This is a genomic window from Bartonella sp. MU37NMGALS (assembly GCF_042194015.1).
In the GTDB taxonomy this organism is placed as follows: domain Bacteria; phylum Pseudomonadota; class Alphaproteobacteria; order Rhizobiales; family Rhizobiaceae; genus Bartonella; species Bartonella grahamii.
In genome coordinates, this window is sequence record NZ_JBHIML010000002.1 from 61,304 (window position 1) to 86,743 (window position 25,440).

At 40.1% G+C, this 25,440-nt stretch carries 20 protein-coding genes and 1 pseudogene; 12 read left to right on the forward strand and 9 right to left on the reverse strand.

Features of this window, described 5'->3' with window-relative positions; genetic code table 11:
• Positions 1 to 628: 628 nt before the first annotated feature.
• The 3 genes from ACFIJP_RS01595 to ACFIJP_RS01605 form a co-directional block, all read right to left on the reverse strand.
• Positions 629 to 1,213, reverse strand: a complete 585-nt coding sequence (locus ACFIJP_RS01595; protein WP_375625236.1) for a CarD family transcriptional regulator — start codon at positions 1,211 to 1,213, stop codon at positions 629 to 631.
• Between the two features lie 304 nt (positions 1,214 to 1,517).
• A complete protein-coding gene (gene fdxA, locus ACFIJP_RS01600) occupies positions 1,518 to 1,859 on the reverse strand; it encodes a ferredoxin FdxA (protein WP_375625237.1) in 342 nt (113 codons plus the stop codon).
• A gap of 21 nt (positions 1,860 to 1,880) precedes the next feature.
• Positions 1,881 to 3,461: a hypothetical protein gene (locus ACFIJP_RS01605; protein ID WP_375625238.1), complete on the reverse strand. Its 1,581-nt coding sequence runs from the start codon at positions 3,459 to 3,461 to the stop codon at positions 1,881 to 1,883.
• Between the two features lie 577 nt (positions 3,462 to 4,038).
• On the opposite strand from ACFIJP_RS01605, the gene ACFIJP_RS01610 reads away from it, so the two are divergent.
• Positions 4,039 to 4,950, forward strand: a complete 912-nt coding sequence (locus ACFIJP_RS01610) for an RNA polymerase factor sigma-32 (RefSeq protein ID WP_015856975.1) — start codon at positions 4,039 to 4,041, stop codon at positions 4,948 to 4,950.
• A 316-nt stretch (positions 4,951 to 5,266) separates the two neighbouring features.
• Here the strand turns inward: ACFIJP_RS01610 and ACFIJP_RS01615 are convergent, their stop codons facing one another.
• Positions 5,267 to 6,844, reverse strand: coding sequence for a M48 family metalloprotease (locus ACFIJP_RS01615; RefSeq protein ID WP_375625239.1), 1,578 nt, complete (start codon positions 6,842 to 6,844; stop codon positions 5,267 to 5,269).
• A 156-nt stretch (positions 6,845 to 7,000) separates the two neighbouring features.
• Here ACFIJP_RS01615 and ACFIJP_RS01620 point away from each other — a divergent pair, with 156 nt between their 5' ends.
• From ACFIJP_RS01620 to rimJ, 4 genes are all read left to right on the forward strand, one after another.
• Positions 7,001 to 7,636 (forward strand): thiamine diphosphokinase, encoded by a 636-nt coding sequence (locus tag ACFIJP_RS01620; protein WP_375625240.1) that lies wholly within the window; start codon positions 7,001 to 7,003, stop codon positions 7,634 to 7,636.
• A gap of 104 nt (positions 7,637 to 7,740) precedes the next feature.
• Positions 7,741 to 8,127: a hypothetical protein gene (locus tag ACFIJP_RS01625; protein WP_375625241.1), complete on the forward strand. Its 387-nt coding sequence runs from the start codon at positions 7,741 to 7,743 to the stop codon at positions 8,125 to 8,127.
• The gene (locus tag ACFIJP_RS01630) at positions 8,127 to 9,989 is read left to right on the forward strand and encodes an ABC-F family ATP-binding cassette domain-containing protein (protein WP_375625405.1); all 1,863 of its coding nucleotides are present in this window, start codon (positions 8,127 to 8,129) and stop codon (positions 9,987 to 9,989) included. Before ACFIJP_RS01625 ends, ACFIJP_RS01630 begins: the two co-directional genes overlap by 1 nt.
• A 558-nt stretch (positions 9,990 to 10,547) precedes the next feature.
• A complete protein-coding gene (gene rimJ / locus ACFIJP_RS01635) occupies positions 10,548 to 11,111 on the forward strand; it encodes a ribosomal protein S5-alanine N-acetyltransferase (protein ID WP_375625242.1) in 564 nt (187 codons plus the stop codon).
• A 536-nt stretch (positions 11,112 to 11,647) separates the two neighbouring features.
• Here rimJ and ACFIJP_RS01640 read toward each other — a convergent pair.
• Complete coding sequence (locus ACFIJP_RS01640; RefSeq protein ID WP_039760779.1) at positions 11,648 to 11,908, reverse strand: DUF2312 domain-containing protein; 261 nt, start codon at positions 11,906 to 11,908, stop codon at positions 11,648 to 11,650.
• Between the two features lie 263 nt (positions 11,909 to 12,171).
• Here ACFIJP_RS01640 and ACFIJP_RS01645 point away from each other — a divergent pair, with 263 nt between their 5' ends.
• Together ACFIJP_RS01645 and pyk are read left to right on the forward strand one after the other, a co-directional pair.
• The gene (locus ACFIJP_RS01645; protein ID WP_375625243.1) at positions 12,172 to 12,660 is read left to right on the forward strand and encodes a DUF1036 domain-containing protein; all 489 of its coding nucleotides are present in this window, start codon (positions 12,172 to 12,174) and stop codon (positions 12,658 to 12,660) included.
• Positions 12,657 to 14,093, forward strand: coding sequence for a pyruvate kinase (gene pyk, locus ACFIJP_RS01650; protein ID WP_375625244.1), 1,437 nt, complete (start codon positions 12,657 to 12,659; stop codon positions 14,091 to 14,093). Before ACFIJP_RS01645 ends, pyk begins: the two co-directional genes overlap by 4 nt.
• 1,491 nt (positions 14,094 to 15,584) lie before the next feature.
• Here the strand turns inward: pyk and ACFIJP_RS01655 are convergent.
• Positions 15,585 to 15,968, reverse strand: a complete 384-nt coding sequence (locus ACFIJP_RS01655; protein ID WP_375625245.1) for a cell division protein ZapA — start codon at positions 15,966 to 15,968, stop codon at positions 15,585 to 15,587.
• A gap of 12 nt (positions 15,969 to 15,980) precedes the next feature.
• A complete protein-coding gene (locus ACFIJP_RS01660) occupies positions 15,981 to 16,256 on the reverse strand; it encodes a DUF4164 domain-containing protein (protein WP_005774573.1) in 276 nt (91 codons plus the stop codon).
• A 334-nt stretch (positions 16,257 to 16,590) separates the two neighbouring features.
• Between ACFIJP_RS01660 and tkt the strand changes: the two genes are divergently transcribed.
• From tkt to ACFIJP_RS01685, 5 genes are all read left to right on the forward strand, one after another.
• Positions 16,591 to 18,597 carry a transketolase gene (gene tkt, locus ACFIJP_RS01665; protein ID WP_375625246.1) on the forward strand — a complete coding sequence of 669 codons (2,007 nt, stop codon included), beginning with the start codon at positions 16,591 to 16,593 and terminating at the stop codon, positions 18,595 to 18,597.
• 197 nt (positions 18,598 to 18,794) lie between these two features.
• Complete coding sequence (gap, locus tag ACFIJP_RS01670) at positions 18,795 to 19,802, forward strand: type I glyceraldehyde-3-phosphate dehydrogenase (protein WP_375625247.1); 1,008 nt, start codon at positions 18,795 to 18,797, stop codon at positions 19,800 to 19,802.
• Positions 19,803 to 20,314: 512 nt separating this feature from the next.
• Positions 20,315 to 21,508 (forward strand): phosphoglycerate kinase, encoded by a 1,194-nt coding sequence (locus ACFIJP_RS01675; protein WP_375625406.1) that lies wholly within the window; start codon positions 20,315 to 20,317, stop codon positions 21,506 to 21,508.
• Between the two features lie 107 nt (positions 21,509 to 21,615).
• Positions 21,616 to 22,647, forward strand: coding sequence for a class I fructose-bisphosphate aldolase (locus tag ACFIJP_RS01680; RefSeq protein WP_375625248.1), 1,032 nt, complete (start codon positions 21,616 to 21,618; stop codon positions 22,645 to 22,647).
• 662 nt (positions 22,648 to 23,309) lie between these two features.
• Positions 23,310 to 23,726 carry a hypothetical protein gene (locus ACFIJP_RS01685; protein WP_375625249.1) on the forward strand — a complete coding sequence of 139 codons (417 nt, stop codon included), beginning with the start codon at positions 23,310 to 23,312 and terminating at the stop codon, positions 23,724 to 23,726.
• Between the two features lie 375 nt (positions 23,727 to 24,101).
• Here the strand turns inward: ACFIJP_RS01685 and ACFIJP_RS01690 are convergent.
• Positions 24,102 to 24,350: pseudogene (locus ACFIJP_RS01690) on the reverse strand (ABC transporter); the annotation flags it as partial.
• Positions 24,351 to 25,061: 711 nt separating this feature from the next.
• On the reverse strand, positions 25,062 to 25,283 hold the full coding sequence (gene rpmE / locus ACFIJP_RS01695; protein ID WP_015856961.1) for a 50S ribosomal protein L31: 222 nt from the start codon (positions 25,281 to 25,283) through the stop codon (positions 25,062 to 25,064).
• Positions 25,284 to 25,440: the final 157 nt, after the last annotated feature.

Below are 25,440 nucleotides of genomic sequence, written 5' to 3' on the forward strand. Positions count from 1 at the left end.
ACATTTCATTTTCATATTTTTAAACTAAGAATTGTCCATATATTTTTTCTTATTTTTGTGAATATAAGGGATTTGTTATGAACAGCTTGTAAAAATAAGTAAACTTAAAACCAGATGTGTTATGTATGGGGTTGAGCAAAGTATTCTATCAAAGCCGGTATGTCTCGTCAGTTCATAGCTGGTTTATGAATATTTTTGTGGTGTTACTTACCTAAGTTTGTGATTTTTTTGTTATCTGTTCATCAATATCCAAACTTCAGCGGTCTGTTTAAAACAGAGATTGAGACTCTTCTCGCTCTTTTTGTATAGTTTTAACCCACAGATCAGCCCCGCTTGTGATTGACAAGCAAGTGATTGTCATTGATTCAACATGAGAGAAATTTGAAATGAAAAATCTTACTATGTTCAAGATTCTAATTTAATATGAATAATGCTAGATTATGACGATTAATCAATTTTTTATCTATGAAACAAGTAAATGAGTAGGAGGGATTTGTCGAAAAGTTAGATTGTTTATAGATAGGCGCTGGTTAAGAAATTTTGTCCTTAAGGGCAGAGAGGATATTAAAAAAATAAAACCAGCAAAAGCTGGTTTTATCAAAATATCTTATTATGATGAAAGAGTGTATTATGCAGCGTAGACAGCTTTACTGTTTCCGTCTGTTTCTTCCCTATCAGTTTTAAACTCGCGTGCCGGCTTGTTGGAGAGATGCATCTCTATGAGATTGATAGCTTCTGTTTCAGAAAGACTATTAATAACCGCAATTTCGCGGGCCATTCTTTCAAGAGCAGCTCTATAAAGTTGGCGCTCAGAGTAAGATTGTTCAGGCTGTAGATTAGAGCGGAAAAGATCACGGACCACTTCGGCGATACAAATAAGATCTCCGGAGTTGATTTTAGCGTCATATTCTTGTGCACGACGTGACCACATGGTTCGTTTAACGCGTGCTTTTCCGCGTAAAACTTTTAAGGCGCGTTCGACAGAATCACTCGCAGATAATTTACGCATTCCAACGGAAAGGGCTTTTGCAATGGGGACTTTGACATCCATCTTATCTTTCGCGAAATGAATGACAAAAAGTTTCAATTTATGTCCTGCAACTTCTTGATCTTCAATCGCTATAATTTGTCCTACTCCATGCGTAGGGTAGACGATATATTCAGAGGTCGCAAATTCTTTGGTCTTGGAAGACGTTCCATGTTGGGATGCCATATTTTAGTTTACTCCCTTATGATCAACAAATGTATCGGAAAACAGGTTATAAACCTGAGGGTTGAGTTTTCTTTAACCAAGTATATTGTACCAATTAAGTGAGCATAAAAGCCGAGTACTTTTAAATCCAAAAAAAATACACCGCTTTACTATAAAAAGCAAAGAAAAATACTTAGAAAGATGATCATGTTAAAATAACACTAACATCAAACTTCCAAAGAATCAATCATTTCGCTTAAGGATTTTTTTATTTTTACAAGAGAAGTCTTTCAATTGTTAAAGGAGGAAGGTGGACACTGTATCATTACTCTTTGCCGCTTCCTGGATTTTCTGAAAAATACTTTTCTAATTTATTTGGAACGCCATCCATTTCTTTTGCTTGAGGAAGAGGATCTTTTTGGGTGGTTAGATTAGGCCATTTGTTTGCGTAATGAAGATTAAGTTCTAACCACTTTTCTAATCCTGGTTCTGTATCAGGTAAAATCGCTTCTGCTGGGCATTCTGGCACACAAACACCACAATCGATGCATTCGTCGGGGTGAATAACAAGCATGTTTTCTCCTTCATAAAAACAATCAACTGGGCAGACTTCAACGCAATCCGTATATTTGCAGTGAATGCAGTTGTCGGTTACTACGTGGGTCAAGATCAAACTCCGTTTGTTACTTTAATTCTCTTTAGAAGAAAGTGTGTGCGTGTTTTTATGATTGGTGAGTTGATCGCGTAGTACAGCTAGTTTCGCAAAAGGTGAATCAGGATTAATGCGCCTTTCTTTTTGAAAAGGCTTATGATTTGCATGTTTACCTTGGGATTTTGGGAACTTATGAGAGCGTTTTGTTTGTGATGGGGCTTCTTGAGGGGAATTTTCATTTGTGTGTTCCCCTTTTTTTACAGCGCTCTTCGATTTATTTTGCCACTTATTTCCTAATTTATCACGTTTTTTTTGCGCGTGTTGGTGAAATGGATGCCTATAATGCCATAATAAAATAACTTTATCTTTTTCTGTAGGGAGAGGAGATTTGGCAAAATTCCCAACAGGTTCAGCTGTTGGTAAACGATTGGTTTTATGGAGATGTTGTTCAATATCAGAGGATAAAGTGTTTGGGTATGAGGCATTTTTTTCTTCTTGTGTTATTTCTGAATCGCTTATTGTTTTCCATTGACTGCCAACGCATTCTGCTGCTGGAACATTTTGCATTGTCCCATTGACAGGGGAAGAGGCTTGGTGTGTAAAGAGATTTTGTTCAAAAACAGTATTGCTTATGCTGTACGATTGATAACCAAGCCCTTTGAGGATTTCTTCCATATCATTTCCATTGGCTCCAAGAATGGACATCATGGCTGGTGTAACAAAAAAACTTTTTCCATCATAGGCGCCATCGGGTTTGGGATCACTTCCTTGTTTCCAATGTAGTGTGGGGCGGATGAGATTGGCAAGACGTTCTAAAATATCAATCCGTACAGCACGTTGCCCTAAGATTCGGTAGCCGGCTAATTGATAAAATTGACGGTTATAGGTAGGGTCAACAATCAAAGAGGTTCGACCAGCAGATAATGCTGAAAAAACTTCACCCAAACCAGTTTGATCTTGTCCCGCATTTTGAAGATTCCACAGGAGAGTAATGGCTTGAACCGGAGCAGGTTTAAGCATTCCAGAAACATAGATGTGAAAAGCGCCAAAACGCACGCCTAGACGCCGAAGCACGGCACGTGATTCTTGCGCAAGGTTTTTGACAATGTCTAAGACTTCGCGGCGTGGTAAAATCCCTAAAGAGTTAAAAAGTTGTAAAGCAAGACTGTTTGTTGAATCCGTTAAATTATCAGCATTGCGCAAATCAAACAGGGGTTTTAAAGTCGTTTCAAAATGAAAGGCGACAAAGCGTTCTAATCGCTTCACAACGTTATTGCGGGATTCTCCCGTGAGTTGTTCATCTGCTAAAACAATCAGTTTTGGTTTGAAAAAATCTTCTGTTGCTACAAGTTGTCCTACGGGTTGACCAATCCAGCGCACAATTCCATCAGAACTGAGGGTAAAATCTCCATTTGCACAAGCACAAAAACGTGTCGCGCGTTTGGAAAAAGCAAGAATCAAATTCTCATTCTCTGTTGAAATTTGCTTCTCAGCTATTTGATCGGTACTGTTTTTGTTGGCATAAAAACGAAAACCTTCAAATTTACCCCTTCCGTGTTTTTCAATGAGAATATCATCTTGAAGAATCTCATTCTGTTGAACAATCTTGCTATCCATGATCATTTTCTTTCTCAGTGTGACACTGGTCAAAAGCTTTTTGCGACAATTTCATAATGGTGCTCTTTCTTTAACACGTTTGTTGCGTTTGCTTCAATCACTCTTGTCATTTTTTGCTGTTTCTTTGCGCCTTAAAAACTTGAATGATTCTTTTTTTATTCAGTTTTCATTCAGTTTAGATGCTTTATATTTGCAAATTACACTTATTAGTTGTATTGTAAAGCTGAAAGCATGAATAAATTCTTCAATTTAAAAGGAAACGGAATTGGTTATCAAAAAACAGCATTTGTTTTGCGTGATCACTTTATTTTTTTTGCTGTTTTGTCATGAAAAGTGGAGAGAAAGTTTTTTCAAATATTTCATAGGCTAAAAGGCATATTGTAAAGGCATTTTGCAGGTGAAATTGTGTCTTATGACAAGAAGTTTTACCATGACAGTAAAAAAAACAATTGCGATTATAAAATTACACGTTAAAGTAGTGGGTACAGAAGTTAACAACTTTTGCGTTCTTTTTAAGCAAAGAACAATGATGTCGTTGCCAAATCAATTTTGATAATTTTAATCGCAAGGGGTTATTATGGGTAATCTTTCAAATGCTGTTTATAAAAGCAGCAAAAATTATAGCGATGCAGACAAAAGCTTAGGACGTAATATGATGCGTTCTGCTATGCAAGCACCTTATCTTGAACGACAAAAAGAGCATGATTTGGCTCTGCGGTGGAAAGACAAACGTGATGATGATGCCATGCATCAAATTGCAGCGGCTCATATGCGTTTAGTGATTGCTATTGCTAATCGCTTTAAACGTTTCAAAATGCCATTGGGAGATTTGGTCCAAGAAGGGTATGTAGGACTATTGGAAGCAGCTGCACGTTTTGAACCTGATCGGGAAGTGCGTTTTTCAACGTATGCAACGTGGTGGATACGCGCTTCTATTCAAGATTATATTTTGCGAAATTGGTCAATTGTTCGAGGGGGAACGAGTTCTTCGCAAAAAGCACTTTTCTTTAATCTTCGGCGGTTGCGTGCAAAACTGATACAAGATGATAGTGCTTTGTCAAAACAGGATATCTTTCGCACAATCGCTGAAAAGCTTGGCGTTTCCGTGCGCGATGTTGAAACGATGGATTTTCGTTTTTCCAGTTCTGATAATTCCTTGAGTGTTTCTGTTTCTGAGAACAGTGATAATCCCATTGCTAAGATGGATGTTTTGGTGGATGATAGTCCTCTTCCTGATGCTTTAATTGAGCAAGTCATTGATGGTCAAAGGCGTACACAATGGCTTTACGATGCGTTGCAAATTCTCAATGAACGGGAGTTGGAAATTATTCGCTTTCGTCGCTTAAATGAAGAGGGTGCGACTCTTGAAGTTTTGGGTGAAAAGTTAGGAATCTCGAAAGAGCGCGTGCGTCAAATTGAAGCTAGGGCTTTGCAAAAGTTGCGTTCTGCTCTTCTTACGGTTCATTCAGAAGATGCTTACGATATATAAGCAGTAAAAGGCTTTGTGGGAGGAAGAGAGAGAACGTATAAGTGGGGGCATATGAGAGTATGATGAAGTTGGATTTAGGGGATTACCAGATTTGTCTAGGAATATGCCTCCTTGGGGATGCTTTTGGTGCTATTGATGAACAGAGGAAGATTGGGGGTGATGTTGGTTGGTAGGAAATATGTATCAAACGGAGACCTTATAAAAGCATGATGAAGTTGGATTTTAAAGTGTTTCTCTTTATTTTCGAATATGCTTTAAGGGGGAGGACATGATACAGATAGAAAAGAATCAAAGCTGTAGAAGATGAGAAAAAGGCTTATTCTGTAATAATTTTCACTTTTGTACCTGCGGGTAAAGTTTGTGTTGGTGAGAGGGCGTTGAGGATGCGAAAGAGTTTTTCTTTATCTGGTGTGTGTTGCATTTTATTGGCTAGGTTTGCAACGTTTTCTCCTTGTTTAACGCGGACAACACGGATTTTTAAGGGCTTCAGTTTTTTTAATTGTGAAGGTGAAAGAGAATGAAAGCTTTGTAGCGTTTTTTGGGCAACCTCTACAAAATTTTGAGAATTATGTGGGGCGGCTGTCAGAAAACGAAAGATGTGGTTGTTGAATGGAATGACAACTACATCAAATTGCCATTGCTCATTGGTAGCATGGGCTCGTGCTCCAAGTAAACTTTGGCTTTGGAATCCTTGATGCGTAAACTCTTGACTGGGGAGACTTTGAATTGTGATGGGGCGGATAGATGATTGGTCTAGCCCGATAATCCAGCCGCTTTTCAAATAATCACTCGCAGATATTCCAGTAGGATGCGGAATAGCATCAAAACGAATCGCAATTTTATCTGGTCCACTGGCCCAAACAGTGTGTGCTGAATGTTCTATTGTAAAATTATTTGGAACAGAAAAAGCTATGCGCAACTGTGGGTGAATAAATTGGTTACCTCGTACAAAACCTGTATAAAACCCTCCTCCAAAAATCATGCCATCAATGCTTTTGAGAAAAGAATCGCGATCGGTTGTTTTACTATTCCCTTTACTGATTTTACGCGCCTTTTCTATCGCAAGCCGAATGCGTTGAGGGGTGGTTGGGTGAGAAGCTAGAAAATCTAGAGAAGCATTTTGAGTGCCGGAGATATTACGCAAAGCACTATAGGCTTCCATTGTTTGAAGAAAGCGCGGTGAAGCAAATGGATCATATCCTGCTTGTTGGAGCATTTCAAGTGCAAGGGAATCAGCTTCCAGCTCTTGATTGCGGGAAAATTGCGCGAGTTGTTGCTTGTTTTGCACAGGGTTATGAAGTTTTTTGCCAATAGAAGAAAGAAGATGTGAAGATATGTGATTTGCCATCTTTAATTGGGCTTCTTTTTGCAGGCGTAAAATGCCATGATTGGCTCTAATATGTGCTATCTCATGGGCTAAAATGGCTGCAACTTCTGAAGAATCATTGGCTAATGCCAGCATACCACGAGTGATGTAGATTGCGCCATTGGGGAGCGCAAATGCGTTAATACTTTCTGAGTTTAAAATTGTTACAGAATAGTTTTGATGAGAACTATGGGATGCAACTGTCAGTTTACGGACAATCTTTGCTAAAAGGTGTTCAAGTTTTGCATTATAATAAGCGCCGCCATACATTTGCAAAATACGCGGGTGTTGCAAAGCGCTTAATGTGACATAGATATTGTGATTGTTGGTACGTTTGATTGTTTTAGAAGAAGTGGAAGAAAGCTTATCATTTTGAGAGAGGGGCGTATGACAAGCCGAAAGGAGAAACGTTAAACTTATGAGAGTGGCTTTATACAGGCACGAGTGAAAAAGAAAATTGCGTTGAAAAATGGGGTGTGTTGGACCATGGTGCACATTATTTCTGCGGAGTAATTTGGCAAATTGCATTTGTATCTTTTGTATCTTTGTATCGTATGTTTCTTTAAGAAAGACATTAGGGATAAGGATTCGTTGGGCTATATCACGCTTTTTGTTTATAAAAAATGACTCTCACTTATAAAAGGATGCGCTGTAAAGGAAATTTTGTGAAAGGCAAAGTATGGCATGACAACATTTACGATATTATTAAATGGAGATGTTCATATCACTGATCGTTTGCTTAATCAAATTCAAAACAGTCGGGTGATTGCTGCTGATGGTGGTATGCGTCATGCGGCAGCGCTTAATGTGTCGCCTGAGTTGTGGTTAGGCGATTTTGATTCGTCAGATGAGAATTTAATACGCAAATATAGTCATGTTCCGCGTGAAGTTTTTCCCTCTGATAAAGATATGACAGATAGTGCTCTGGCTTGTGAAAGAGCGCTGCAAAATGGCGCTAAAAAGCTTATTTTGTGCGGTGCTTTGGGAGGTGAGCGAAGTGATCATAGCCTTTCTCATATGACGCAAGCGTTAATGATGGCTGAAAGGGGCATTTCAGTGTTGTTGACAAGCGGTTTGGAAGAAGGCTGGCCGGTTTTGTCAAAACCCTGTTCGTATGATTTGCCTAAGGGATGTTTGTTTAGTATTATCGGTTTTTCTGATTTAAAAGGCTTAACTCTTAAAGGGGTAAAATGGCCAATTTGTGACAAAAATGTGTCATTTGGCTCTTCTTTAACACTTTCTAACCGTATTTGTGGAACCTTTTCTTGCCATTTAGGTTCTGGAAAAGCTATATTGTTAGCGTCTGTGCCTATTCCATAAAGCTCTTCCAATAATATTTTGAATAAGGCAGGGGGGGGCCTAGTGATTAAGTGCCGACATAAACGATATATTATGTATTGATCTTGAGAAGGAAAGGTTTTGATATGCTAAAATCAATTTTTAAAGTGGCTGTTGTTTCAGCCATTGGTTTCAGTTCAGTTGCTTGTACCACAAACGATGAACGCGTTGCACGTTACGGCGTAGGAGGAGCAGCAATTGGTGCTTTGGCTGGAACTGCTATTGCTGGAAGTACTCCTGGAGCAGCACTTACCGGTGCAGCATTTGGTGCTTTGGCTGGAACAGTAACAGGTGCAGCTGCAAATCAAAGAAAACAACAAAGACAGGCATCACAATTGTGCACGTATCGTGGTCGTAGAGGGCATGTTTACCAAGCACCTTGTGCACAAAGAGTCCCTGTACGACAATTATGTGCTTACCGTGATGCAAGAGGGGTGATGTATAAAGCACCTTGTCCGCGCCGCGTTCGTTAATGGCGGTGCCGCTTCTGCGGCTTGACCGCATTTTCTTAAATTTTGGAAAAACGCCTTTGCTCAATCAAGCTTCTTTATCGGTTGAGCAGGGGGCGCGTATTGCGCTGGTCGGCCGTAATGGTTGTGGAAAATCGACCTTATTAAAAATTGCCGCAGGAATATTAGAACCTCATGGTGGCGAAATTTTTCGCCACCCGCGAGTAACGCTCCGTTATGTCTCACAAAATCCGGATTGTTCAGGATTTGAAGATATTAACGCTTATATGGAAGCGGGGCTGGACAGTACATCTGATGTCCAGTGGATCAATACGCTTCGCACAAATTTAGGGTTTTCGGGGGCGGAAAAATTGGAAACGCTTTCGGGAGGCGAAAAGCGACGTGTTTCGTTGTTACGGGCCATTGCTGCAAAACCCGATATTTTGTTCTTAGATGAACCAACCAACCATCTTGATTTACCAACCATTGAATGGCTGGAAGCTGTTTTGTGTTCTTTGCGTTCAGCGATGGTGGTGATTTCCCATGATCGGCGATTTTTAGAAAATGTTACGCGGTCAACGGTATGGCTTGATCGTGGCACAACCAAAAGACTGGAAAAGCGTTTTTCTGAGTTTGAAAATTGGCGTGATAAAGCACTGGAAGAAGAAGCCATCGAACAGCATAAATTGGGGCGCCAAATTGCTCGTGAAGAGCAATGGTTGCGTTATGGCGTGAGCGCACGGCGTAAGCGTAATGTACGGCGCTTAGGCGAATTAAAAGACTTAAGACAGCGTCATCAAACCTATAAAGGGCAGCCAGGAAATGCACTTTTGACAGCAGCAAAAAGTCATGATTCTGGGCAATTGGTGCTTGAAGCAAAGAAAATTTCAAAATCCTATGGTGATCGCATTATTGTGAAAGATTTCTCTTTGCGCATTCAGCGGGGTGATCGAATCGGGTTGGTGGGACCCAATGGAATCGGAAAGACAACGCTCCTTTCTGCATTAATTGGGCAAGAAGCCGTGGATAGTGGAACGGTGAGGCATGGCTATAACCTCTCTATGGCATTGCTTGATCAGCAACGTATTTTAAATGAAGAAGAAACTTTAGCGCATTATTTAACGGGGGGAAGAGGTGATACTCTTGTGATCAATGGGCTGGAGCGGCATGTCGTTTCTTATATGAAAGATTTTTTATTTTCACCTGAACAAGCTCGCACTCCCCTTAAAGAATTTTCCGGGGGAGAAAGAGCACGCCTCATGCTTGCACGACTTCTTTCACGTCCTGCAAACTTTTTGATTCTTGATGAACCGACCAATGATTTGGATATGGAAACTTTGGATTTGTTGCAAGAATTTATTGCTGATTTTGCGGGAACAGTATTGTTGGTTAGCCATGACAGAGACTTTTTAGATCGTACTGTAACGCATATGTTGGCACCTCAAGGTGATGGTCAGTGGGTTTTGTATGCGGGCGGTTATAGTGATATGATGGCGCAAAACCAGCATGCTCTGAGTTTACAACGCAAAAAAACAGAATTATCGCAGCGTAATGCATCTTCAAAATCTCATGTGGGAGAGCTTTCAAAGCAGGACACATCAACAGATCATGGCTTGATAGGGCGGGAGAAAAAAACACGAGGTAAATTGTCTTATAAGCAGGTTTATGCATTGGAAAAATTGCCTGAAGAAATTGCTGTTTTGCAGGACGAAATCAAAAAAATTGAACAAGAGCTCTCTGATCCAGCCCTTTATCGCAGTGATAAAGAGCGTTTTGAGCGTTTATCAACAGCGTTGGAAAAAAAGAAAAATACTTGCACACAAAAAGAAGAAGAATGGTTAGAACTTGAAATTTTACGCGAAGAAATGGAAGCGTGTTCACGGTAATGTCTAAAACATTTTAAAAGATTTGTATTGCATTATCACTTTTCTTGGATTTGTTACAAGAGTTTGTGGCTGATTTAGCGGGAACAGTGTTGTTGATGAGTCATGGCAGAAACTTTTTAAATCCCACTGTAACATATAGCTTTTCAAGGTGATGGTCATTGGGTTTTGTATGTGGGCAGTGATATGATAGCGCACAATAAGCATGATCTGAGTTTACAAGGCAAAGAAACAAAACTATCTTTGCCGTGAGTTTTTTCAAAATTTTGTATATGGAAGTATACCAGTTCCATTACACACTTTGCCAGTCCCCAATGTTGCTACAGCGCTCCTTGGAACTTGAGAGCATTCGTAAAAAACATTTCCTTGTCTTTACCTTATGCTTTAAACATACCACCCCCGCTTATGACGGAAAAGTAAATGATCCTCATTGATTCTAACGTAAGAAGTGTTGTGATGAGGAAAGCTTATTTTATTTGACATTATGATTTAAGTTCAAAAGTGATGATTTGTTAGGATAAATCAACGTGTTATTGTAACATTGTCTAGGAGGAGAAAATGATGGCAATTAAAACAAAGCGAACAATTTCCACATTGATCGGTTTAGAAGATGCAGCTGAACTGTCTTCTTATTACCTCCGTAATGCGAATCATCTGCGTCCTTTTGAACCGTTAAGATCTGATGGTTACCACAGCCTAACAGCTTGGGAAACACGAGCCAATGCATTTGCTTATGAAAATGCACAAGGACAAGCATACCGATATGCCCTACGATTAAAAAATGAAAACACAATTATCGGTGTTGTGAATTTTACAAATGTGGTTCTGGGTGTTTTTCAAGCCTGTCATCTTGGTTTTTCTCTTGATGAAAAACAACAAGGCAAAGGTCTCATGTTTGAGAGTTTATCGGCTCTAATACGCCATATCTTTTATGTTTATCATCTGCATAGAGTGATGGCAAATTATAGACCTGAGAACATAAAAAGCGAACGTTTATTAAAGCGCCTTCATTTTGAAAAAGAAGGCTATGCCAAAGACTATTTGATGATTTCTGGAAAATGGAGAGACCACATTCTAACCTCTCGAATCAATGATCTGTATGAGTCCGTTAATAGATTCGAATAAAGTTTTATTAAAAGTTCTATCAAGGGGCTTTTTATCAAATGTGTAAATATGCCGAATTTCTGCCTATCCTAAAAGATAAAGATCCTTAACCAGCTCTTCTTTTGTAAACAGTTCAGACTCTCATTTAGCGGATTTCAACTGCTGACCACTTTATATGTTTCTTTTTGTAGATAATGAATTGATTTATCATCATAATTCATTTCTTCAATTTGAAGGAAGAGAGTCCTTAATATCGTAAGACTTTCTCATTTCAAATCTATTGATGTTTAATCATAAAAATTACCTCTCTTGCACATCACAAATTGGATTGGCGTACAAGTGAGGGGTTGTGTGGATAAAAATGATTGGAGGAGAGGGATAAAAATGCTCTGTATAAATCCTTTTAATGTGAGGGCTGTTGCAATATTGTGTATTTTGTGACCGATAGTCTCGTTACAAGTTACACAAACAGCTTATTATTGGGTGAAATTTTTATACATTCATTTGTTTTTTTGCATTTTCTTTTCTTAAGAAATTTTCCAATTTTATCAATAGCTTTAACTCATACCAAGCGCATTTTTATAAAGCTCAATGATTGCTTCTTCTTCCATTCGTTCATGCTCTTCTTTTTTACGCAACCGTATAATGCTGCGAACGGCTTTACTATCAAAACCAGAGCCTTTAAGTTCAGTGTAAACGTCTTTAATATCATCAGAAATGGTTTTTTTCTCTTCTTCTAGTCGTTCAATACGTTCGATAAAAGAGCGTAATTGGTTTACGGATATGGCGTGTGTTTGATCGGTTACTGTATCGTTCATTGTATTTTTCTCCAAGTTATATATTCTAAGTTGTTTTTCGACGACGAATTTATGTTGAAAAAGCTTGAAAAACAAAAAGCAAATCAAGCTACACTGTTTTTTTACAAATTGACTTTAAATATTTTGTAAAATTTTTAAGATATATGCATTGATAAAAGGGCTATAAAAAGAAAAATATAAAAATATACGTTTTAGACTTGAAAAGCTTTTGAAAAAGAAGTGTGTAATTTCTTTTGAGAATTTGACATTATAGAGGAAGTTTTGTGATTTTAAAAAAACGATATTGGGTGTTTCAGAAAGGATTGAAGGTTTTTCTCTTGAGCATTTTGCTCTTGTTTTCCCTTGTTGTTTTTGCAAAAGCTGACTTTAGGGTTTGTAATACAACCCAACAGTCTGTAGGGGTTGCTCTTGGATATCGTACATTTTCAGGGTGGGTGAGCGAAGGCTGGTGGACGGTACCCGTGACGGAGTGTAAAACCTTAATTGAAGGGCCTCTTGCTTCACGGTTTTATTATTTTTATGCGGAAGGGGCACAAAAAAAAGGGAATTGGGCAGGCTCTGTAACCATGTGTGTGCAAGATAGCCAATTTACCATTCAAGGGGTTCATGATTGTTTCCCTCGAGGATATCAAAAGGCTGAATTTAAAGAAATCGATACCGGAAATCAAACCAGTTGGATGATACAGTTGACGGATGAGTCTTTGTTAAACAATTCAGTTGTCCCTTCTCTTTCAGGAAATTCTCCACCGTGAAACGTGCACGTAAAGTGAAAATTATTGCGACTCTTGGTCCTTCTTCTTTTTCCAGTGAAATGATTGAGAAGCTTTTTAGGGCAGGAGCAGATGTTTTTCGTCTTAATATGAGCCATACTGACCGTGATATGATGGGTGATTTGGTCAAGTCTATACGAGAAGTTGAAAAAACAGTTCGGCGACCCATTGGTATTTTAGTGGATCTTCAGGGGCCAAAACTGCGTGTGGGTCGTTTTACTAAGGGTCAAGAAGATTTGCGTGTTGGGCAAAGCTTTACGTTAGATAATCGCGATGTGTTAGGTGATGCACAGCGTGTTTTTTTCCCTCATGAGGATGTATTTTCGGCTGTTAAACCAGGGGATCGGTTATTAATTGATGACGGAAAACTGGAACTGCGTGCGCAAGTTTGTGATGGTCATTCTGTACAATGTCGCGTGGTTGCTGGAACACGTATTTCTGATCGAAAGGGTGTCAGTTTTCCCGATACAATTTTGCCTTTTGATTCGATGACGTCAAAAGATAAGGAGGATCTTCAGGCTCTTTTACAGCAGCCTGTTGATTGGGTTGCTCTTTCTTTTATTCAACGTCCAGAAGATATTATGGCGGTGCGTCGGTTGACGAAAAGCAAGGTGTCTTTGATGGCTAAAATCGAAAAGCCTCAAGCCTTAGAGCATATAGAGAAAATTATTGATGTATCCGATGGTATTATGATTGCACGGGGTGATCTTGGAGTGGAAATGCCTTTGGAAAGGGTTCCTGCACTTCAGATGGAGCTCATAAAAGCTTGTCGTTTAGCAGGGAAGCCTGTTGTGGTGGCAACACAAATGCTCGAATCAATGATCATATCTCCTGTTCCGACACGCGCAGAAGTGTCGGATGTTGCTACAGCAGTTTATGCAGGAACAGATGCGGTGATGTTGTCTGCTGAATCTGCTTCTGGTCGCTATCCTGAAGAAGCTGTGCTTATGATGGACCGAATCGCGCGGCAAATCGAACAAGATCACACTTATGCCGCTCAGGTTGGGGCACAACATCCAGCACCAGAATCAACAGGAACGGATGCGATTTCTCTTGCTGCGCGTCAGATTGCTGAAACACTTGCGCTATCAGCTATCGTTGCCTATACGGCTTCCGGAACAACGGGGGTGCGTGCCTCTCGTGAACGCCCTAATAGACCGATTATTGCTTTATCGCCCATTGTGGAAACAGCACGGCGTTTGGCTTTAGTTTGGGGGCTTCATTGTGTGGTCACGCAAGATGCACGGAGTTTAGAGGATATGGTTGATCGTGCAGCAGCCATTGCATTTCAGGAAGGCTTTTGCAAAGGGGGAGATCGCTTTCTTGTGACAGCTGGGGTTCCCCTTGGAACGCCTGGAGCGACAAATCTCTTGCGTATTGCTTCTGTCTCTCAAGATGGAACGAAAGGGATTTGAGCCGTTTATGCATGATGTTTTTTTATGCGCCTTTAAACAGGCTTTAAAAACAACGGGTGTGCGCTTCTTGTGAATGCCTCTATAGACCTATTATTCTTTTATCTCCTATCGTAAGATAGCAAGGTGTTGCGTTAGGTCGTCCAGTTTGGTGATGGGAGCAGATGCGGTGATGTTGTCTGTTGATTTTCTTTTAGTTCTGAAGAAGCTGCTTTTACGGTAGGGCATTGAATGGAAGCCCCCCTCTTTTATTTCATTGAGGTAGGCATATTGGGGATTGCTTTATTGCTGTTTATACGAGAAAGATGTTCATTGATAATGAGAATTCATTCTTTCGCTTTTTGAATGAGAGCCTTGAAATTGTTCTCATTTTAAACTTTTGCAAACAGAATTGAATAAAATTAGAATTATGTGCCTAAAAAATCATGCTGGTATGTTATGAGAAAAATTGATGGGTGAATGTGTTTTAAAAATATGCTTTGTCGGCGCGTTTGCAACATATTGATTTATAATGATAACATAGCGTTCTTTATATTGAATTAAAACCCTGAATACCGCAAGGTTCTCTTAACTTTAAATTTGTTTATGTTTTGTCAATCATAACTATTTGCTTGCACGTCACAAGCGGGGCTCTTGTGGGTAAAAACTGTACAAGAAAGGTGTCCCTCTTATGAATCGTTTTAAGGGCCAAGGGGGCTGTTGCAATATTGGAGGTCGGTTATAGTGATGGTGCCGGTTTGCTCTTTTATTAAGTGTGGAGATTTTGAGGACTGGGGAGAGAGAGATGGATGGATTGTTTGTTATAAGGATAAAGATGTCGGGAGAGAATGTTTGCAAGAGTTATTATTGTCGTTTATGATGTTTGAAGTTGTCGCAGATTAACATAATCTTCGGGTTTGGCTTTTTTCCTGCTCTGAAGGATGAAAATACTAAAGTTCACGCTGGTTTATAAATGATACGGTTCTTCTAGGTGGGTTTCATCTGATGGACATTCTAGGCGCAAAGACTCCATGGTGCTTATATTATCAAATGGCGGTGTTTTACGGGATAATAGATAAGGTTATTTTTTAAATATATTTTGAATCTGCTTGACCTTATCTAAGGACAAGGACTTTATGGTATGCATTCAGAGGAAACATGAATAGAGTTCTTTTTTTCGAAGGATGCTTTATTTGTTTGTTGCTGTTGTCATTTATATGATTTTTTTACAATGATGTTGGTTTTGTTATCTTGTTGCACTGTTAAAGACATCTCATTTGAAGTGTGGTGATATAAGGTTGCTTCTTTGATATAGGAAGTGTTTGTGCGGAGATGAAAGATTCAGGGTCGGGCTTTCTTGTTGAGTTTTAAGTTAATCCCATAAGTGGTGAGTAGCTGGAATCCTTCCTATAAGAAACCAGACTGTTTACAGACTGGTGTGGGTTTAAGAATTTTTATCCTGTGAGATGTGGCGGACAAGTCAAGTCTCTGGTTTATTATGCGCTGATGTACTTTTTAGAAATCTTCCTGTTCTTGTTCTTGAATGTTTGTGCGGTTTTGATCATCTTTGAGCAATTGGTTGGTGAGATTTTCAATGCGTTGGGTGGTGTCACGCATAATTTTTCCCATGGTGCGGTCTCTTTCGTTGTGGAGTCGTAAAAGAGCATTGTAGTCTTCTTGTAATTTTTTATTTTCTCGTTTTATTTCTTCCATTTCATCGATAATCATTATGCCAGCCATAACCGATAAACGATGGTCGCCAATTTCACCAAAATTGTTCTTTAAATGTGTGATATATTGATCTAATTGAGCAGCAAGCGCAATAAGACGACGTTCTTGTCCTTTGTCACAAGCCATGCGATAAACTTTACCATCAATGGTAACGGAAACAGTTTCCATACATTCAAACCTTTATCTATCAATGACAACACGAATTGTTTCCATTGCTTTAATAAGACGTTTGGAAACTTCTTTGTTTACGGACTCTAAGCGTTCAATTTGGGCTTCAGCTTTGTCAAGCGCTTGGGCAAGATGGCTGCGGTCAGCATTCATTCGTTGGATTTCTTCTTCCCATTCGTTATTTTTATCAATAACGGCATTGCGGTTTATTATGGTGATCTCTAAAGTTCTAAGTGCCTTTTCTAGGTGCTCTAAAGCATCTTGTAGAACCGTCGTTTCTTGGTTCATTGCCTTTATCCTTTGGGTAATTGTATCCTTTATCAATGTGTTATGCAAAAACGAATCACTTTCACTCTTGTATTGTGCGCATTTTATTTTTAAGTATGTAGGATATTTTAGCAAGCAAAGCAGGGGATGGATATAAATTAAAAGCTGGATTTTTTGCGCGTATTGGCATAAATGACATGGATATACAGGACGCGTGAGGGGAATGTTATTAATGTTATTGAAGTGGTGGCAAGAAGTCTCACACTAATGGTTAAAAAATAGTATTTCTTGAGAGTTTTAAGAGAATACGGAAAAAGCAACAGAATAACGTATTTAACGAAATGGTCGATTATTCATGACAAATACCCACCAACAGAATCAGATGGCCAATGCTATCCGTTTTCTTGCTATTGATGCGATTGAAAAAGCAAATTCTGGTCATCCGGGCTTACCAATGGGGGCAGCCGACATTGCTACAGTCCTTTATACACAATTCCTTGCTCATGATCCTAAAAATCCTCGCTGGCCTAATCGTGATCGTTTTGTGTTATCGGCGGGGCATGGGTCTATGTTGCTTTATGCTCTCTTGTATCTTTCTGGTTATGAAGATATTGGCATTGAAGATCTCAAAAATTTTCGCCAATTAGGAGCAAAGCTTGCTGGGCATCCAGAATATGGGCATGTGGCGGGAATCGAAACAACGACTGGACCACTTGGACAAGGGTTGGCAAATGCCGTGGGAATGGCTCTTGGGGAGCGTTTGCAAAATGCCCGTTTTGGTGATCTCATCAATCATTACACTTACGCGTTGGTGGGCGATGGATGCCTTATGGAAGGAATATCTCAAGAAGCGATTTCCCTTGCTGGTCATTTGAAACTCAATAAGCTTATTGTGTTGTGGGACGATAATAATATTTCCATTGATGGAGAGATTTCCCTTGCTGATAGTACTGATCAGATTGCGCGTTTTAAAGCTTCTGGTTGGGAGACACATAAAGTCAATGGGCATGATCAAGCAGCAATTGCACGGGCTATTGAGGCGGCACAAAATTCCGATAAACCAACTTTGATTGCTTGTAAAACAACAATTGGTTTTGGAGCGCCAAATAAAGCGGGTACCAATAAAGTTCATGGGTCCCCTTTGGGCGCACGAGAAATTACTGAAACCCGTATCGCTTTAGGGTGGGATGCTGAGCCTTTCATTATTCCAGCCGATATTCTCGATAATTGGCGCTTGGCTAGTCTCAATGCTGCTAAAAAACGCCAAAAGTGGGAAGCAAAATTTGCTGATCTTCCTGTCTCAGAGCGTGTGGAGTTTGAAAGATTGATGCGGGGCGATCTCGTGGGCGGATTTGATGGCGCTATTGATACTTATAAACAGAAACTGGTTGAAGAGCGGCCTGTTGTTGCTACGCGTAAAGCTTCGGAAATGGCTCTTGAAGTTATCAATGGAGTCGTTACTGAAACTATTGGTGGTTCGGCTGATCTAACCGGATCTAATAATACAAAAAGCAGCCAGATGAAAAGTATCTCTGCTGAAGATTTTTCAGGGCGTTATCTGCATTATGGAATTCGCGAACATGTAATGGGAGCCGTGATGAATGGTCTTGCCCTTTATGGCGGCTTTATTCCTTATGGGGGAACCTTTTTATGCTTTTCTGACTATATGCGTCCTGCTATGCGGCTCTCTTCTCTTATGGGATTGCGGGTGATTTATGTCATGACACATGATTCTATTGGTCTTGGTGAGGATGGTCCGACCCATCAACCCGTGGAACATTTGGCTTGCCTGCGCGCAATGCCTAATCATCTTGTGTTTCGACCTGCTGATGCTATGGAGACAGTCGAGTGTTGGCAATTGGCTTTGAAAGCACGCAAAACGCCTTCTACTTTGGCTTTGAGTCGACAAAATCTACCGCTTTTGCGTCAAGAGTATGAAGAAGAAAATCTCTGTATGCTCGGTGCTTATGAATTCCTAACAGCTAGTGATGATGCACAAGTGACGCTGTTTGCTTCTGGTTCAGAATTGCAAATTGCAGTGGAGGCATATACGGTGTTAGAAGAAAAAGGCATCCCAACGCGTGTGGTTTCTGTGCCTTGTTTTGAACTTTTTTCTCAACAGTCTCTCTCTTATCAGCGTGCTCTCATTGGGGAGGCACCGATTAAAATTGCCATTGAAGCTGCTGTCGCCCAAGGGTGGGATCGTTTTATTGGCGGTGATGGTGTGTTTATTGGTATGGAGGGCTTTGGGGAAAGTGGAACAATTGATGCCCTTTATGCGCATTTTGGTATTACTTGTGAGAATGTGGTCGCTACCGTTGAAAAAGAGCTTGGAAAGATCAAAGAGGAAAAGACAAAGTGATAGTTTGTGTTGTCATGAATGGGGTGGTTTTAGGGCATCATATTCTGTCTAGTGTTGTGGATGATCTTGTGCATTATTGTGGATAAGTGAGTGATTGATCAAGATATTGACATTGTGGGAATTAATGATTTTGGATTGGTACCCATTTATTGTGTTTTAAATGTTGTGCTTAAAAAATTGATGAGGAAACATGTGAAATGACAGTTCGTGTTGCAATTAATGGGTTTGGTCGTATTGGTCGCAATATTTTACGTGCACTTGTGGAAAGTGAACGGCAAGATATTGAAGTGGTCGCAATTAATGATTTGGGATCGGTGGAAACAAATGCCCATTTATTGCGCTATGATTCAGTTCATGGGCGTTTTCCTGGGACCGTTAAGGTGGTAGGGGATGCCATTGATGTGGGGGGTGGTTTAATAAAGGTATGCGCAGAGCGTGATCCTGCTCAATTGCCTTGGAAAGATTTGGATATCGATATTGCTTTAGAATGTACGGGCATTTTTACTACGCGTGATAAAGCAAGTGCTCATTTGGATGCGGGGGCAAAGCGTGTTCTTGTTTCTGCGCCTTCTGAAGGAGCAGATCTTACGGTTGTCTATGGGGTTAATCATCTCTCTTTAAGCAAGGAGCATCGTGTTGTTTCAAACGCCTCTTGTACTACCAATTGCTTGGCGCCTGTAGCACAAGTTTTGCACAACACGGTGGGTATTGAAAAGGGCTTCATGACAACAATCCATTCTTATACGGGTGATCAACCTGTGTTGGATACAATGCATCGTGACCTTTATCGTGCACGTGCAGCAGCTCTTTCTATGATTCCTACCTCAACAGGAGCGGCAAAAGCTGTGGGATTGGTCTTACCAGAATTAAAGGGATTGCTTGATGGTGTATCGATTCGTGTTCCGACCCCTAATGTTTCTGTAGTTGATTTGACATTTATCGCTAAGCGTTCCACAACAATTGAAGAAATTAATACAGCTATTGCTGCTGCTGCACAAGGTCTTTTGAAGGGCATTTTGGACACTACAGAAGAAAAACTCGTGAGTTGTGATTTTAATCATAATCCTCATTCAGCTATTTTCCACAATGATCAAACAAAAGTGATTGATGGTAAGCTCTGTCGCGTTCTGGTTTGGTATGATAATGAATGGGGCTTTTCTAACCGTATGAGTGATACGGCTGTGGCTTTTGCTAAGACAATATAAGAGGACCTCAGGGTCCTCTTTTTATAGGGAATAGTCTCATTTTTGTACAATTTTGAGAAAAACAGATAGAGGCTGTTGTTCTCATACGCTAGAGAGAAGAGAATATTGAAAAATTGATGATGTGTTTTGTTTTAATACCGTGTCAATACGTGCTTTTAAAAGCTGCATGAAAGAGTAAACTTTGAAAAAGTAAGATCTGAACGAGATACCCTTTGAGAAAACGTTAGAAAATTAGGAGATGTAAACTCTCTTGCTTAGAAGTAAAAGGCAAGCTTTAATAGAGATCAAGTTGAGCGAATGCATTTGTTTGCCACAATGGGATATGAAGATTAAGAGCAATGGTGGGCTTTTGTACATTTGACGATGAAGCTTTGGCTTTTCAAGCAGAGGGTGAGAGATAAGCTGTCGTGGATCTCTTGTAAAAGCAAAGAGGGGATAAGTGGAAAGAAAAGTGGGCAGGGTTGTTGGATGCGTTTTTATTTGAAACAATGGAAAGTGAAGAGGAAGCAGTGATGGGGTTTCGTACACTTGATGATGTTGATGTCACTGGAAAACGTGTTCTTGTGCGGGTGGATTTTAATGTGCCAATGGCACACGGCAAGGTCTGTGATACGACGCGCTTAGAGCGACATAAAGAGACAATCATTGAGCTGCAAAAGCGGGGTGCTAAACTTATTCTGCTTTCTCATTGTGGTCGCCCTAAAGGAAAGGTAGAGCCAGAGTTTTCACTCCGTCCTGTTGTGCAAGTGCTGGAAAAGATCATTAATCAGCCTGTTTCTTTTGCTCCTGACTGTATCGGTTCGGTGGTGCAGGTTGCGGTTGAGTCATTACAAAATGGGGGTATTTTACTGCTTGAAAATGTTCGTTTTTATGCTGGTGAAGAAAAGAATGATTGTTCTTTTGCGGAAGCTTTGGCTCATAATGGGGATCTCTATGTCAATGATGCTTTTTCAGTTTCTCATCGTGCCCATGCTTCGGTGGAGGGAATAACGCATTTGTTGCCTTCTTATGCAGGGCGCTCTTTGCAAGGTGAGATGCAGGCGTTAGAAAAAGGACTTGGCAATCCAGCACGTCCTGTGGTTGCCCTTGTGGGAGGAGCGAAAGTTTCCAGCAAGCTTTTTGTGCTCAATCATTTGGTGGAAAAGGTTGATCATCTCGTGATTGGTGGGGGCATGGCTAACAGTTTTTTAGCAGCGCAAGGTGTGTCTGTTGGTAAGTCACTGTGTGAACATGCACTGATGGACACGATAAAAAAAATTATTAAAAAAGCGCAAGAGTGTCAATGTACGCTTCTGCTCCCTGTGGATGCTGTCGTTGGATTTCGTTTTGAAAAAGATGCACCGCATCGTCTTTATGACATTGAAGATATTCCACAAGATGGCATGATATTGGATATTGGGACGCGCTCTATTGCGCATATCAATGCTGCGATAGATGAAGCTGCTACTCTTGTGTGGAATGGACCCCTTGGTGTTTTTGAGATGTCTCCCTTTGATAAGGGAACCATTGCCGTTGCATGCCATGCAGCAGAACGTAGTTTGACGGGAAAGTTGGTTTCAATTGCAGGAGGGGGCGATACGGTTTTTGCCCTTAATCATGCTGGTGTTGCCAATGATTTTACTTATCTCTCGACTGCTGGAGGGGCTTTTTTGGAATGGATGGAAGGTAAGGTTCTGCCTGGCATTCTTGCCCTTATGCAGGCTTAAGGGGTTTCTTTGAAGGGAAGGTTAAAGAAAAACTATACGGTCTTGTAGAGTGTTTTGATAGTGTTGCGCATTTTTAGAAATTAAGACAAAATAAAGAGGAATTTTTTATGAATGAACGGCTTGAAGATATTGCACTTGCTTTGGTGCATGCGGGTAAAGGTATTTTGGCGGCAGATGAAAGTACGGCGACCATTGGAAAGCGTTTTGAAAGTATTGGTGTTGAATCCAATGAAGATAAGCGCCGTGCTTATCGTGAAATGCTTTTTAGTACAAAAGAAGCGATGGAAAACGCCATCTCTGGGGTTATTTTATTTGATGAAACCATTCGGCAAAAAGCATCAACTGGGAAAATGTTGACGGATCTTATTCGGGATTCAGGCGCTTTGCCAGGGATTAAAGTTGATACCGGTGCAAAACCTTTGGCCGCTTTTCCTCAAGAGACAATTACCGAAGGGTTGGATGGTCTTCGTGAGCGGCTAAAAGACTATTATGCTTTGGGAGCACGTTTTGCTAAATGGCGTGCGGTGATTGCTATTGATGAACACGCTTTGCCAACAAGAGGCGCCATAAGACAAAACGCACAAGCTCTTGCACGCTATGCTGCCTTGTGTCAGGAGTTCAATATTGTGCCGATTGTTGAGCCGGAAGTGTTGATGGATGGACCATCGTGTGGGCATTCCATTACACGTTGCTTTGAGGTGACAAAAGCTGTTTTACAGACCGTCTTTAAAGAATTGTTTGAAGCTCGTGTTCTTTTGGAGGGGATGATTTTAAAGCCCAATATGGTGATTGATGGTAAGGATGCGCGCAAGGCTTCTGTCGAAGAAGTTGCTGAAAAGACCGTCCAGGTGCTTAAACAGACTGTTCCTGCTGCTGTTCCTGGAATTGCTTTTCTTTCTGGAGGACAGTCTGATAAGGAAGCAACGGCGCATTTATCTGCTATGAATTCTTTGGGCGCATTTCCTTGGAAATTGACCTTTTCCTATGGACGAGCATTACAAGCAGCTGCTTTAAAAGCATGGGCTGGAAAGGATGAGAATATTGCTGTTGCACAGAAGGCATTTAGTCATCGAGCTTTGATGAATCATCTTGCGGCTTTGGGACAATGGACAACAGAACAAGAAAAAGCGTGCGCTTGAAGCACAAACTCTGTTTTTAAATGCGGAGAGATTTTGCTTGTTTCTGCGTGTTTTTTGGGTGCCCTCATCATGATAAAAATGGCGGGGGCGTTTTAGGCTTGAAAGCTTTCTCAGAGAGTTTTCTCCTTGGACCTTTTAAAAGTTTCTAATGGGTGCTATCGAGAGATAAGATTGCGCAAGAGGTGCGATTTCGGGAAGGGGAGATGGTGCTTTAAAGGAAATTTGTGAATGCACAGCACTTTAGTATGGTGTCGTTCATGGGTAGGCACTTGCTTTTTGAGTGAAAATCATAAAGCTCATACTGTATTGAAGAGTTTGATATTGTGATATTTTTTCTTTTTCATGTTATCATTACTTGTCATCAGCAGAATCCATTTTATTACAGTTTCAAAGGTGGAAAAGCGGGTAGATTGGAGAGTTGCGATTTCTGAGCGGATTGGAATACAGCTTATGAAGTTTTTGTGCGTCAGGATAGCTTTCTCTGTAAGGGAGTAGCCTTTCTATTGACGAACGGATTGAATAACTCTTGCTAACAAAATAGATTTGCACCTCAATAAAACACCTATTTTTTCGTTAAAATGAATAAATTTTTCTTGTATTTTATGATGATATAATTAAAAATAAATAACTTCATAGCATCTTGGCTTAAAACGGGGGGAGTTGTGGACGGTATATCTTCTAAGAATACAAGCACAAAAAGAGAAAATCGATACGCAGAACAGAGCTTTTCTGCAATTATGATGCGAAAGTTGTGCAATATGGTGCGTGGGGTATTCGAAGGGATCTTTACAGTATTTACTTTCATAATTTTTATTATCTTGCTCAACATACGTGGACCGGTTCATACCGAATTAAAAGTCTTTGGGTCGGTGAGTGGAATAGGGTGCTTTTTCTTTTTTGTCGGATACCTCTTAGAACGCCGTGACGCAACAGCAGATGAAGCCGGTATATCGTTCGCATTACTCTTAACAATTCTTGAAGGCGTTTCTTCTATTTGCTGCCTGTCTGCTAGTTGGGGTTACGATGCTCTCTTATTCCGTTTAGCACCTCCTGGGTATGTTCTTATTCTCCCTGAATAAATAGAGTGCAATTTGTTTGCATATAAATCAAAATGAGAGGCTGTCTGCCTCTCAAATTCTTAATAATCGCTCTCCAAGATCATAACATCAGACCCGCGTTTAATGAAGGGGCTAACAAGCCTTGGTCCTTAAGCTCAAGGCAACCCCCTTTACAAGTTGCGCCTATCGGCATCCTTGACCTTAAGACACCCAAACGGCTTATTTTGTTTTTCTCATGCGGCTTTTGAAATCATGATATAAGGGGAAAGCTTCTCATGGTGCCTAAATGGTACCTTATCGTGTGTTAAATGGAAAAATGAGAAGTTCAAATTGATAAGCCTGTCTGAAAAGGAGTGCTGTTTATGTCCTTAAAGATATTGTCTTTATAATGATCACTTACTCAGGTGAAAATTGGAGTTTTGCCAAATAGGCATAGACGCCATTTCTTGCCACAAGTTCTGCATGGGTTTCCTCTTCCACAGGAGCGCCTTTATCCATCACGAGAATACGATCAGCTTTTAAAATTGTTGCCAAACGATGTGCAATTACCAAGGTTGTACGATTTTGCATCAATCCTTCTAAGGCGTCTTGCACCAACTTTTCACTGTTTGCATCTAAAGCAGATGTTGCTTCATAAAGCAGCAATGTTTTGATTTATAATAATAATTCACTGTTTTGTATGTTGAATGGGAATTCCGAATACCATAGGATTTTCTCATTTCAAATCTGTTCCATGTTGAATCAACCAAAACCATGTCTCTTGCACGTTACAGGCGGGGAGAGCCCGCGTGAATAAAAAAAATATTAAGAAAGGACTTAAAATGCCTATAATGAATTGTCTCAAGTGCCAAGGTTGTAGCAATACTGACGAGCTGGCAAATATAATGATGGTGCCGACTTGCAGCAACAGGGGTGTATTTCTTAGAATTGACCATACAATACCGATGCGTTGTCTTGTCCCTCAGAAAGCATGGTACCACGTTCTTCTATTCACGTATCCAAGCCAATCTGGTAAAGCTCGAATCAATTCAAGCGTATTAGCCGCTTTAGCGGCGACAAGAATGCTCTCTTCATGGGTATTTTTCAGTTCCAAAAAAAGAAGGATAGTTTGTAATTATTTTATTTCAGGTCGTTATACTCTAAGAGGAAGGATTTATGCTCGTATTTCAAACTGATTTTTAAATTTAAAAACGCAGCCACCAAGATTTATTAGTGCCTAAGATCCTATCTATTTATGTTGGATGCGTTTTTGAATTAATATTTAAAGTGCACTCTTTACAGCATAAAAAAACCAATCACTTACAATAGAGCAATCATTTTTTAAAACTTGTGCTCTTTATAATTAGTAATAGGCTTTTACATGCCAATATTACCAAAACGATTTTTGAATTTAGAAAGACGACCGCCACGGTCTACGAGTGTTTGGGAGCCACCTGTCCATGCTGGATGCGTTCTTGGGTCAATATCTAGATTAAGAGTATCGCCTTCTTTTCCCCAAGTAGAGCGCGTTTTATATTGGGTTCCATCCGTCATAACAACGGTAATTGTGTGATAGTTGGGATGAATATTCGCTTTCATGCGTAAAAACCTTTTGCGTTTACAGAATGAAACAGCACTTGCTCGATTTTTTTAAGTGCGCTTCCTTTGTCTTTTTGATACATTGATTAAAGTATTTATTCCTATAGCTGAGCACACATAAAAAAACAAGTGTTCAAGATGCATCATTGTATCAAGT